The sequence below is a fragment of the Maledivibacter sp. genome (assembly GCA_025210375.1).
In the GTDB taxonomy this organism is placed as follows: Bacteria; Bacillota; Clostridia; order Peptostreptococcales; family Caminicellaceae; genus JAOASB01.
In genome coordinates this window covers 1-13,011 of sequence record JAOASB010000027.1, presented here as the reverse complement: position 1 = coordinate 13,011, position 13,011 = coordinate 1, and the positions used below count along the sequence as shown (strand labels likewise).

Annotated in this window: 9 protein-coding genes; all 9 read right to left on the bottom strand. The window is 31.7% G+C overall.

The genetic code is table 11. The annotated features are described in order from the left end of the window. Nucleotides 1–182: 182 nt before the first annotated feature. Nucleotides 183–1,943, bottom strand: a complete 1,761-nt coding sequence (locus tag N4A68_09570; protein ID MCT4564540.1) for a diguanylate cyclase — start codon at nt 1,941–1,943, stop codon at nt 183–185. 335 nt (nt 1,944–2,278) lie between these two features. Beyond that, complete coding sequence (locus N4A68_09565) at nt 2,279–5,434, bottom strand: SMC family ATPase (GenBank protein ID MCT4564539.1); 3,156 nt, start codon at nt 5,432–5,434, stop codon at nt 2,279–2,281. Continuing rightward, nucleotides 5,435–6,601, bottom strand: coding sequence for an exonuclease SbcCD subunit D (locus N4A68_09560; protein ID MCT4564538.1), 1,167 nt, complete (start codon nt 6,599–6,601; stop codon nt 5,435–5,437). It abuts the gene before it with no gap. Nucleotides 6,602–6,733: 132 nt separating this feature from the next. Next, a complete protein-coding gene (locus tag N4A68_09555) occupies nt 6,734–7,414 on the bottom strand; it encodes a YdcF family protein (GenBank protein ID MCT4564537.1) in 681 nt (226 codons plus the stop codon). A gap of 48 nt (nt 7,415–7,462) precedes the next feature. Then, nucleotides 7,463–8,212 carry a hypothetical protein gene (locus N4A68_09550; GenBank protein MCT4564536.1) on the bottom strand — a complete coding sequence of 250 codons (750 nt, stop codon included), beginning with the start codon at nt 8,210–8,212 and terminating at the stop codon, nt 7,463–7,465. A 231-nt stretch (nt 8,213–8,443) separates the two neighbouring features. After that, complete coding sequence (locus N4A68_09545; GenBank protein ID MCT4564535.1) at nt 8,444–8,932, bottom strand: hypothetical protein; 489 nt, start codon at nt 8,930–8,932, stop codon at nt 8,444–8,446. A gap of 86 nt (nt 8,933–9,018) precedes the next feature. Further along, nucleotides 9,019–9,324, bottom strand: coding sequence for a hypothetical protein (locus tag N4A68_09540; protein MCT4564534.1), 306 nt, complete (start codon nt 9,322–9,324; stop codon nt 9,019–9,021). Between the two features lie 45 nt (nt 9,325–9,369). After that, a complete protein-coding gene (locus N4A68_09535) occupies nt 9,370–9,945 on the bottom strand; it encodes a DUF1311 domain-containing protein (GenBank protein ID MCT4564533.1) in 576 nt (191 codons plus the stop codon). Between the two features lie 367 nt (nt 9,946–10,312). Beyond that, the gene (locus tag N4A68_09530) at nt 10,313–12,637 is read right to left on the bottom strand and encodes a DNA topoisomerase (protein MCT4564532.1); all 2,325 of its coding nucleotides are present in this window, start codon (nt 12,635–12,637) and stop codon (nt 10,313–10,315) included. Nucleotides 12,638–13,011: the final 374 nt, after the last annotated feature.

Below are 13,011 nucleotides of genomic sequence, written 5' to 3'. Positions count from 1 at the left end.
TTCTGCAAAAACTATCTACTATATATAGTTAAAAAACCTTAAGAACTATACCATCAAATATGCTTATATCTTAAGCAATTAAATATAGGATGATATTCGCATATCAGGCTTAGCCAAGTAAGAGTTATGCAATTTCCTCAGGTGATTAAACCCTTTTATTGAAACATTTTTTATTCAAAATATCATTTCTCTATTTTATTTCTTCCAGTCTGTTTAGCTTTATAAAGATTTTTATCTGCTTTAATGATAAGTTGCATTAAGGAAGACCCATCATATTCAGCTACACCACCACTAATTGTCACCCTAATTTTTTCTGGGCCTATTATTAGCTCACTTATTTCTTTTCTAAGTCTATCGGCTGCTTTAAAGGCATCTTCGAGCAAAGTATTTGGCATAATAATCATAAATTCTTCCCCACCATACCTTCCCAGTATATCCACATCTCGAAGGGCATTCTTTAAGTATTTAGAAATTTCTATTAATGTTCTATCCCCTTCGGTATGCCCAAAGGTATCATTCACCTTCTTAAAGTGGTCAATATCAAAAATAACTATGGATAAATATTTATCATATCTTTTACATTCTTTAATATTACTTTTTAACATGTCTATTAAAAATCTTCTATTGTGAATATTAGTAAGTTCATCGGTTATACTTAATATTTCAAGCTCTTTGGTTCTTTTTTCAACTATTTCTTCAAGATTACCATTCAAATACTCAAGCTCTTCTTGTTTTTTATTTAACATCGTCAGATATATCTTTAGCTTATATGACATCTCATTAAATGACCTAGTTAATTGACCTAATTCGTCTCTTCTTTTTGTTTGTATTTGTACTCCCCATTCTTCATTTTTTATTTGATTAACTGTATTATTAAGATCATTTATAGGCTGTATAATCCATTTCGATATATATATTCCCAATAATAATGTTATCAATATAACTGAGATAAATATGAACTTAAAGTTTATAAATATTTTTTCAATATCACCTAAGAAATCTTTTCTAGGTATAGCTATAAAAACATACCAGTTGATTTTATCATTATATGAGTACTTACTTATATCAAAATAATAATCTCCTCCAAGTATTTTAGACTTCTCCCTCAGGTTACTTGTATTTGGCAAATTCTCTTTTAATATGGCATATCCTTTCCTAACTACTTCATTCCTGCTTTCAGCAGCATTTAGTCTACTTTGAACTCCATCCTCATTTTTAAAGGGTTCTTCATGGGTAGAGGATGCAATCATTGACCCATTTTTTTCAATAAGATATACTATTCCATTTTCACTTATATCAAGTTCCCGTAAAAAATTGGATATTTGAGATAGTAAGACATCCGTACCAAAAACACCTATCTTTTTACCCGACTCTAAAATGAGTGGATATGAAGTACTCATTCCAAGTATTGGCTCCTGGGCACCGGAATATACTTCCGTCCAAAAAGCTTCTCCTTCATTTTGAGCAGACTTATACCAGGATCTGGTTCTTGGATCAAAATTACTAACGGCCTTTATAAACTTTATGTTATTTCCATCATCATCAACTTCATATATTTTAAAATCACCGTAGACCATCTCTTCTGTAAATGAAATTCTATTTTTATCCTTATATAAGCCAGAAGATACTATACCTCCATGGCTATTAGCAAAGTATGCATAATCAACTGTAGAATGACTTCTTACTTCATCTAGAAAGATTTTCCCCAGTTTCTTTTCATCATATAGATCAAGATGTCCACTTTTCGCAAGCTTAGCATTTAGTGAATTAATATATTCTGGTATCTCAAAATAATTATCTAAATGCTCGAATATTTGTTCTTTTATTCTACTTTGATTTTTGTCAACAACTTTTTCAGAATACTTTGAAACAAACTTAGATATCTGTACAAAGCTTACTGAAGCCCCTACTAACAGTATTGTTATTATTGGTATTATTATCATCTGCTTGAGGGATAATTTATTTATTACACTTCAAGAAAAAGGATATCTCTTCATATTTAGTTACCTCCATTATGAGTTTTTGTTTTAGCTTTCAGATCATTTCTTGTGTGTAAATAGTTTGCAATACTTCAAAATCTTATCTTTCTTTGTAACATTATATCATATAACTATACCATGTAGTTACACAATTCGACTTAATTTTCAAATATTTCACTCTATAGAGATTCCAGTCAGAACTTTAATTTATACATGTCTAAAACTCCCAGAAACACTGAGCATTTGCACATGTCTAAATTAAGATTCACCCTAAACTCTCCATGAAATTCAATATATATTTATATAATTGCAAATTTAGTCACACTACCGGTATTTGTAGAGTGAACCTCTAGCCTAGCATCAATTCTCTCCTTGAGTTCCGGCACATGGGAAATGATTCCAACTAATCTTCCGGATTTTTGTAGATCTATCAAACAACTTATTGCATGATCTAACGATTCTGGATCCAGTGTTCCAAAGCCTTCATCAATGAACATTGTATCGAGTCTCACTCCACCGGCATAGGATTGTACAACATCGGAAAGCCCAAGGGCCATAGACAGTGAAGCTTTAAAGCTTTCGCCACCTGAAAGAGTTTTGACATGTCTCGATTTTCCAGTATAGTTATCAAATACCTCTAGCTCCAAACCACTTTGTTTATTTTTTCTTTCTAGTTCAGCTGTTCTAAGCAGACCATATCTCCCACCCGTCATTTTCCTCAATCTAATATTTGCAGCTATAAGGATATCTTCAAGGAATGCCGCTAAAACATATCTCTCAAAGGTTATTCTGGCTCGGTTGTCACCCTTTGCTATCTTTGCAAGATGTCCTATAAGCCTATACCTTTTTTCCTTTTCACCAATTTGTAATTGTATCTCTTCTATTTCTTCAAGAAGCTTTTGATTATTTTTCTTTTTGTTTATTATAGTACCTCTTTTATCTATTAAAACCTTGTGTTCTTCATTCTTGGCTTTAATACTTTCATCGAAGGTTAATATATCTACTGGGGTTAACCCTTCCGTCTTTTTTAAGATATCATCATATTGCTGCTTTAATGCGTGAAGTTGTTTATAATAATCATCAATTTTCTTTTTGAGGTAGGTTAATTCATCCTCTTTAATTCTTGATCTATTGTAATCATTATAATCCTTGAAGCCGGCTTCTAAGCATTTATCCTTGAATTCCATTCTAGCTTCTTCAAGGACTTTTTTAAGCTTAACCTTATCCCTCTGGATTTGCTCACACTTAGACTTTAATACAGCCAATTCGCTCTTCTTTGCCTCGTAACTTTCCTGAGCTTGTTTTAAAGCCTTTATCATTTGATCTCTTAGGGCTTCCTTTTCTCCTATAACAACCTTGAGCTTATCATATTGACGTACACTTTGTGGGACTTCCCTATAGATACCCTCTAAAAGCGACTGGTAATGGGTATATTTCTTGCTTGCTTCTATATATTCCCCAGCCAATCCTTCACCTTTACCCTCTATGGTTTCAATCTTCTTTTCTATTTTACTGATTTCCTCAATATATTGCTTATACATCTCGCTAAGATTTAAAAATTCATTTTCTCTTTTCTTAGACTTGTTTAATAAACTCATATTTTCTTTTTGTTTTAATTGTATTAAATGTAATATATTTTGGATAGTCAAATTATTATCCTTTATTTCTAGTTCATCATGAAGCTCTGATATGAGCTTCATGCAGCCTGTATGCTTCTGACTTTGACGTTCCTTAAGCTCAGCATATTTTATTTTTATATCATTATATTCTTCCTCTGATTTTCTAAGTTTTTCTTCACAGGTATTTAATTCTCTTTCAGTTGGAACATTGTCAGTAAACTCAGCTAGCTTTTCGTGATGCTTTGAGCCACAAACTGGGCAGGGTGAACCTTCCTTGAGTTCCTTTGCCAATATGGCAGCTTGATTCATATGAAAGCTGATTTTCATTTTTTTATAGCCTTCGTTTTCAATTACTAATTCCTTTTTAACCCCTTCAATAATTAATTTCTTATTATTTACTTTGTTTTCAATGTGTAATAATTCTTTATGCTCTATAAAAGCTCTTTCTAGCTTTTTGACAATATCTTCAAGCCTAACAATCTCACTTTTTGCCTTTTCGGCTTTCAATCCTGCATCCTGAGCATTATCCCTGGCCTTTCCAAGGGACTCTTTCTTCAATTTGAGTTTCTTAATCTCATCATTACACATTTGTTTTTTCTTTTCAATTTCTTCATAATTCCCTTTAGCTTTATTAATAGATTCCTTTAAGACCTTTATATTCTTAACCTTTTCTTCATAGCCCCTTAGCTTAGCAAGCTCTTCAAGTAATTTTTCACGTATTGACTCAGCTTCCTCTGAGGCTGCTTTTTTAAAAATCCCCTCGGCTTTTTTAAATTCTTCCCTGGTCTTTTCAAACTCCTTAACATTAAAGCTTAAGTCCCTATCCTTTGCATCATATTCTATTTTTCTTAAATTATAATTCTTTTCTATGGGCAAGATTAACCTTGCTCTTTCCCCATCCTTTACTTTTTTCTCGAAGGATTCTATCTCATCCTCCCTAAGCTTTTCTTCTTCAATTTTTTTCTTTAATATCCCTTTAGTTTTAAGCTTTTCGTTATTTTCCTTGGTCTTTTCCTTAGCTTCTATCAGCCTATGTAGTTCCCTATTTTTAGCATCTATCTCTTTATCTATTTTAACTAAGGCTTCACTATTTTTTTCAATTACTAGGGCAGTTTCATTAATTATTTCCGCAATATTTCTATCTTGAGAATTAATCAAAATCGATAATTTATCTCCATCATTGTAATTTATCCTTGAGATGACATTATCCCTTACAGCCTTGCCTTTACTAATCTGACTACTTAGACTCTTTGCATTAATATCCATCTTCATTTGTATAGTGTTATATATACTAGTGTCAAAAAGCCTTTGCAATACCCTTTCTCTTTCTTGGCTATCAGCCGTTAGAAGCTTTCTAAATTGTCCCTGGGGAATCATCATAATCTGTCTAAACTGCTCTGCATTGATTCCTATGACAGATTCGATCCTATCATTGACATTTTTCACCCCGGCTATAACCTTGGGCTCTTCACTATCATCTATAGTTAAAGTAGCATCTGCTTTTTGCTCAGTAAATCCCTGACCCCTAGCCTTTGGTTTTTGCTGCCTAGGGATTCTATGTATATTATATTTAGTTCCCCTTAATTCAAATTCAAGTTCAATCTCTGTAAGTTTTTTCTCATCGGCAAATTGACTACGGAGACTCTCGGCAGTTCTCACATTTCCATTGGTTTCACCATACATAGCAAAGCATATGGCATCAAAAATAGTAGTCTTTCCCGATCCCGTTGGCCCAGTAATGAGGAATAGATTTCTTTCATTGAGTTCATTAAAGTCCACTATTTCTGTATCTGCATAGGGTCCAAAGGCCGTCATACTTAGCTTTAATGGTCTCATTTATGAAATCCTCCCCTTTAAATTAATTTCTTCTAAAACCTCTTCTATAGCTTTACTTTTTTCCTCGGTGAACTCTTCTCCAGACATATTTTCATAAAATTCCTTGAAAAGCTCAAGGGGATTTTTCATTACAAAGTCTCTTCCGGCAGATGTTTTGCTTTCCCCGGCTTCTCTATCAAAATGATCACTTTCAAGCCTTAATATATTGGGGTATACAGATCTAAGGGTTCCAATAGGATCTATTAATTCACCTCTATCCGTAAGTACAGCCATGATATAGTCATCGGTATTCCCCTGGGAATATACTTCCTTATCCATTAACTTTGAAAGTTCCCCTTTAATAATTCTCATATCCCTAAGGGGCTTTAAGGCTTTAAAATCAAGATTTACATTGCCTTTAGCATCGATATCTACGATAGTTACAGATTTATTTTGCATAGCTTCCGAAAAGGAATATTTCATTAAGGAACCAGAATAACGAATATGATCATGCTTTACTTTTTGGGGTCTATGTAAGTGTCCCAGTGCCACATAGTTGAATCTCTCAAAATAGTCCACATTTACGTATTCTGAACCACCTATAGAAAGGGGTCTTTCGGATTCGCTTGTTTCCAGTTCTTCTATACCCATAATAAACCCATGGGCTATGCATACATTTCTAACACCTTCATCAAAGTTCTTATCTAATTTATTTAAAATGAAGTTCATAGCATCATCGTGGTTTTTGATTTCCTCATCATTATATTTTGCTTTAACAATTGAAGGCTCTACATAGGGAATAGGATAAAAATGTATGGGACCATATTCATCTTGAATCACTATTGGCTCTATATCATCAGTCAAATTGCCACTGATATATAACCCATTGTCTCTGAGAATCCTGCTTGCAAAGCCAACTCTATCCGGGCTATCGTGATTACCTGCAATTGCTATCACCTTTGTTTTGTGTTTTAGTAATATTTCCGATAATACCCCATCCATTAATTCAACTGCTTCTATGGGAGGAATCGATCTATCATAAATATCACCTGCTATGACCAACACATCGGGCTTTTCTTCCTTAACTAACTCTATAAGCTGTTTCAATATATACCTTTGATCTTCAGTCATATGGATACCATGAACAAGCTTACCAATATGCCAATCCCCTGTATGCAGTATTTTCATAATTATCATCCTTTTTAAGCTTTACTTTTTCATCATGTTAGAAACTCTGATTTTTTGAAGTTATTATGCTCAAACACCTTAAGTTCCTATATTATACCATATTGTTATATATACTTTTATCCTTTCCTTAGGCTAATAATCGTTTGTCAAATCACCATTTCCACTTACGGGTATTTGCTCCCCAAGATAGGTAGGCTTAGGCTTAATAATCCCATTGAAAAAGTCCTTTACCCTTGCCAATATCTCTCTTAATTCTCTAACATCTTGACCAACATATTGCCTTTGGTTAGAAGGAACTCCATATGCCTGAAGTCCTAATTTTTTAGCAATATACAATGCACGATATAAATGATATTTCTGTGTTACAATGATAATCTTATTGGTTTTAAATATATTTTTAGCACGATACAAGCTTTCGTAGGTGGAGAAACCTGCATGATCCATAAAAATATGCTCCGAAACAACACCTTTGTCAATCGCAAATTTCTTCATGATATTTACCTCATCATATTCTTTCCTACCATGATCCCCGCTCATCAATAATCTGTCACAAACTCCATTCTTGTATAATTCAATACCTCGTAGAAGTCTATCCTCAAGCATATGACTTGGTCTTCCGTTATTCCACACACCGGCACCAAGAACAAGTATACAGTCTACATCTAAGGAAGCTGCTCCATTTGATGTTATAATTTTATCCTTGACTGATGATTTAACATGGGTATTTATAATTAATATGGATATCAATGCTAATATACTAAATAACACCAAGAAGATTAATCCAATCAATAGTTTCTTTTTTCTACTTTTCATCTTTTTATCATTCATAGTAACTCCTATTTTTTTATATTTAATTTATTATCATATTGCTGCTATTAAACACATTATTATTATTATTGGATAAACAACCCATGAAATTCTTTGGATCGCTATGTACAAATCCGTTGGTTCCGGGTCTGAAACCGATAGGGAATGTTTTAATGTAAAGAAAAATAAAGGATTACTTATATCTATAATGAGGATTATACCTAATATTATAGCCATTGCAAGATATTGCCCATTCCCCCAGATTGTATCATTGTTTGAATAAGCAAACTCTAGGATATTCGTTAAGGATATATCATAATTTGCTGTATATCTATTTTCGCTATAACTTGTTTCCATATCGAACGCGATTAGTTTTTTAATTAACAGTTTACCATATTTATCAAATAATATATTATGCTCTAATTGGTAGGTTCCTTCAAATATAACATTCCCCATTTCATTTTTTACAGTTGTTTCTATTCTTTTATGCCCTTTACTAGATTCTTTAAAGCTTACACTATAACTTTTTACAATATCATTTGGAAATTTATAAATTACATCAATATTTCCCTTTTCACTTTCCAATTCCTTCACAATTATATGGATATCTCCATTAACACTTTTACCAATATAATGTTTTTCACCCTCTATTGATTCTTTTTTTAAAAATACTCCATCAAAATATGCACCCTTAGTAAAAAAAATCTTTAAATAAAAAATAGCTCCCAATATTAAGATGCAGCCTATTAAAATTTTAACACTTTTTTTATCAGTAATTATCTTTTTAACTCTTTCAATATCCATTATATCCTCCTTTAGTTCCCAATATTTCATAGTAACTACTATTATACTAGACTTAGATATAAATCTATACTATTTTCTACTTCTTGTTCAAAACCCCACGGAACGTAGCTACCCTATAAATAATTATTAATTATTGTTTACTCTAAAATTTATAAAGAAGGTAAAGTAACTTGACTATCTATTATGCTAATGGCTGAATTACATAAATTCGTTATTCATGGGAAATCTATATCATTGAGTATAAATAAACTCTTCAGTAATTTTTACAACCTTTCCATCGCGAATATCTATGAAATAAGGGATTCTTTGTTCTTCTAAAGATACATTTTGATATGAAGATCCATTGAAGAACTCTTCCCTGCTAGTAGTCTCATAAATTCTTTTGCCATTGGTTTCTTTAACATAAAGTAGCTGTATATCTGTGAATCTATATATAGTGTCTTCGTTTAAATCAAAGGTATCCGTATCCCCAGTTGGATTATAAATATAATAGCCGCTAGGGTAATCCCTTGCTTCATTCAATCCGAGTTCTTTAATCCTATCCCTATCTTCCCTAGTTATAATTTCAACCTTATCAAAATAAAGCGTTTCATCCTTTATAAAAATATAACCGTGTAAAGACTCTACAGTATTTTCAATTTCTGTGAATTGGGAATTTGAACATCCTATAAGTATAAATATAGGTAATAAAATAAGTGATATACTTTTAGCTTTCATCATACTAATCAACCTTTCCCATACTTTGTATATTAATCTTTTTTGAGGTGTGTAAATCAATGTGGTGTAGCTATTTTCTATAGGTGACTTCATGTTCTATTTTGATATCCACTGAGAGTATTAATAGATAATCCATTACAGCTTCCTTCCGTATCGATAAATAGGTATAATACATATACATCTTTATTATCACTTGTACTTGCAAATCTTTCTATGACACCTTTAGCAGATTGGAAAATAAGGTTTTCATAGGTATTTATAGAGATATAAGCTACTCCCTTTGGAATACTGCTATATTCATTTATTTTTCCTTGCCTTGTATAAACCATATATTTAGGATTAGAGAAGTTAATTTTATTATCTATAACTTGTTCTAAATATTTGGTACAACTCATTTTTTCTCATTGTTTATTTTAATAGACATGGCATATGCTGTATTTTTAATTATCATACACAAAATCTACTGCGTTCCTGTCCAAAATAAAAATATATTCCATAAGTTCAATCGCTCTATCTCTAGTCCTATGTAATTTAACGGTTGCTATCTGCACCATACCTTGAGTCCCAAAATATCCTGTATTTATAAACCTATTATCGACAAAATTAAAATCATCATCCATGAATATCTGCCAGCTTTTCTGAGACTGTTTGAGATTTGAACTATCCTGTTCACTTAGGAATTTGTATAAATACTCAAGGGATGAATTAACCTCTTTTTGCCATTTTGTTGTATATTTCGCCTGTAATGCACCCCATCCTAATGTTGTAGCCTCGCCGTTTCTTTGATATTTATTAAACTCAACGCGATAATCTTTATCAATGGGGTTATTATCAATAATCTCTGAGAAGTCATCATTTCCTTGATAATTGCCATGATAATTTTCTGTTTTTGAACTCCTATATTCATTAATCTGGTCTTCAAGTATATTAATCTTCTCCTTACATTTCTTCAACTGAATTACTAAAACTAATATAATTAGAATACTTAGTATATAAAACAATAGTTTTTTATTCATTAATGCTACCTCTTTTCTATTTTATTCTTTCAAGTATAAACCAATGTCCTAGCCCTGCAAAAAGGTGGGGTGGAAATCACAACTAATGGAAATAATTTAGCATAATCATTGGTTCATGCAAAAAATGACACTATATACGAAATATTCTTTACATATTATATCATATTTTGGTAGTATTTTACTCATGAATATCATGGCCAAACCCTATATCTTAACCCTATTTTAATTTTTCACGAAACTATTCTTTTATTAAAAGCAAAGGGATGTAGACCATAATATGCATCCTCTATAATAGCCAGCTGAAATCATATTACTGACTATTACAGGAAAATATATCATAAGCATACATCCTTTTTAAAAATTCACTTTATTTTTCTTCAATTCTATTCACGTTTTTAAGATCTAATGCTCCACTATTATCCTTTCTAAATTCGAGGGATGCTAAGCACTTTTCCTTGGTTTGGGGTAAAATAATATTTATATTTTTTATACTTCCCTTTTCAAGCAGCTCTTGTATAAGCTCCGCTGTGACTTTTTGACAATATATATCTAAAGTATTTTTCCAAACAGTAAACCTACAGCCTTCCCTCCAATTACTACAGTAAAAGGCTTTTTTGTTTTCTAGTACATCCCCATTATTGCATAATATGCAAGTCCCCAATGAATTCTTACTCTTCTTCCTACCTGAATTTTTTTTCATAGTATTATTGGGGATGTTAGAAAATTTTTCCCAAACATGTGCATTGTTATTTAACCCTGATACCTTAGATACATTTTTAATTACATAGTTTTCAAGCTTTTCCATATATGTATCGGGCTCAATCTCTCCATTGGCAACCATGGTTAGCCCCTTTTCCCAGCTAGCAGTTAATTCTGGTTTGAGTAGTGAAGGTACAGATTTACTTATTACATCATATATCATTTCACCCTTATTAGTTGGAGTTAGTATTTGTGTCTTTTTGTTTAGATTTATATATTTGATATTCTGAAGTTTTTCCAATATACCTGCCCTTGTAGCACTTGTACCTATTCCTTGTCCTTTAATTTGTTCCCTTAGTTCTTCATCTTCAATAAGCTTGCCGGCATTTTCCATAGCTAAAATCATGGCCCCAGAATTATACCTTTTAGGTGGAGTAGTTTCAGATTCTTTTATACCGAAATCCCTAATATTTACTTGCTGACCCTTTTTTAATTTTTTTAATTCCTCAATGTTATCTATTTTAGGTTCTTTATTTTTTTTATTATAATTCAATATTTCCATGTATCCTTCTTCAACACATACTTTTGATGATGTAAAAAAGCTTTCCGACTTTATTTTTGTGGTAATTGATAGCTTGCTAAATATTGCCGGTGGATAAAATATAGCTAAAAACCGTCTAACAACTAGTAAAAATATTTTTTTATCATTACTGGGTAATTTATCAAAGCTTTTTAATCCTTGCCCCGTAGGAATGATGGCGTAATGGTCAGTAATCCCCTTATCATTTACATACTTAGTTTTCTCCAAACCCTTATATTTGCCTTCGTCTAATATATGCTGAACATAGGATTCAAGCCTTTGATCCTTTTTATCTAAAGTACAAACCCTATTAAGTATCGAAAGCCCCTTAAGGTTCTTATTTATTTCCTTAGCAACTGCCTTTGATAAGACCCTAGCATCGGTTCTTGGATAAGTAAGCATTTTCTTTTCATATAACCCTTGTACAATTTTTAAAGTCTGATTTGGGTTAAGCTTAAACTTTTTAGAACATTCATTCTGAATTTCTGCTAGATTGTATAGTAAAGGCGGATTTTTCTTTTCCTTTTTTCTACTTATAGCTTCAATTACCCCAATTAATTCATTATTATCTGCTTTAAGTTCATCAATTAATTTTTCTGCATTTTCTTTATCCTTGAATCCAATATCCTTAAACAATAGGTTGGACATATAATATTTAGAACCCTCTACGGCCTTCCATTCGCCGCTATATTCTAATAAGTCCTTGAACTTAAATGAGCCGTTTATCTTATAGTAGGGGGTCTTCACAAAATCTCTTATTTCTCTTTCTCTTTGTACTATCATTGCAAGGACACAGGTCATTACTCTCCCTACTGCAATAACAGTATATTTTTCACCTAAATATTTGCTAATGGTTTGTCCATAGATAAGTGTTAATAATCTAGAGAAATTTATACCTATTAAATAGTCTTCCTTTGCCCTCAAATAAGCGGAATTTGATAATCTATCATAATCCTCTAAGGGCTTAGCTTCCTTTACACCTCTTCTAATCTCTTCTTCTGTTTGGGAATCTATCCAAACTCTTTTTTTCTCTTTATTTTTCACTACAGCTTTTTCATCTACTAATCGATATATATATTCACCTTCCCGTCCCGAGTCGGTACATACATATATAGTTGATACATCATTACGCTTCAATTGACCTTTTACAATATCAAATTGTTTTTTAACATTTTGGATTACTTCATATTTATATTTTTTTGGTAAAAACGGAAGGTCGTCTAATATCCACTTTTTATACTTCATATCATATTTTTCAGGATAACTCATGTTCACTAGATGTCCTACACACCATGTTATAACGGCATTGTCAGATTCAAGATATCCATTTTTTTTAACAGCCTTAATATTTAATGCCTTTGCAAATTCCATTGCGACACTAGGTTTTTCTGTGATAAACAACGATTTACTCATATCAATAATTCACCTACATTATGGTTTTTAGATAAAAATATCGAGCAGTTTTATGCTCGAGTTTTATTTTCAATCATATAAAGATAAACAATATTAAACCTCGAAGTTGTTTATCTTTATTTGTAATAACGATTTTACTCAAATCCCAATATTATTATAAACGATACCCAAACTTTTTGCAAAATCCTCCTTAATTATAATATATAAACTATAGCTAAACTAATATATTATATAGAGGAAATTGCATAACTCTTACTTGGCTAAGCCTGATATGCGAATATCATCCTATATTTAATTGCTTAAGATATAAGCATATTTGATGGTATAGTTCTTAAGGTTTTTTAACTATATATAGTAGATAGTTTTTGCAGAAG

Bases quoted from the DNA above. Each gene is read 5' to 3' on its own strand.
- N4A68_09570 (MCT4564540.1), bottom strand. From the start codon at position 1,943: ATGATAATAATACCAATAATAACAATACTGTTAGTAGGGGCTTCAGTA.
- N4A68_09565 (MCT4564539.1), bottom strand. From the start codon at position 5,434: ATGAGACCATTAAAGCTAAGTATGACGGCCTTTGGACCCTATGCAGAT.
- N4A68_09560 (MCT4564538.1), bottom strand. From the start codon at position 6,601: ATGAAAATACTGCATACAGGGGATTGGCATATTGGTAAGCTTGTTCAT.
- N4A68_09555 (MCT4564537.1), bottom strand. From the start codon at position 7,414: ATGAAAAGTAGAAAAAAGAAACTATTGATTGGATTAATCTTCTTGGTG.
- N4A68_09550 (MCT4564536.1), bottom strand. From the start codon at position 8,212: ATGGATATTGAAAGAGTTAAAAAGATAATTACTGATAAAAAAAGTGTT.
- N4A68_09545 (MCT4564535.1), bottom strand. From the start codon at position 8,932: ATGATGAAAGCTAAAAGTATATCACTTATTTTATTACCTATATTTATA.
- N4A68_09540 (MCT4564534.1), bottom strand. From the start codon at position 9,324: ATGAGTTGTACCAAATATTTAGAACAAGTTATAGATAATAAAATTAAC.
- N4A68_09535 (MCT4564533.1), bottom strand. From the start codon at position 9,945: ATGAATAAAAAACTATTGTTTTATATACTAAGTATTCTAATTATATTA.
- N4A68_09530 (MCT4564532.1), bottom strand. From the start codon at position 12,637: ATGAGTAAATCGTTGTTTATCACAGAAAAACCTAGTGTCGCAATGGAA.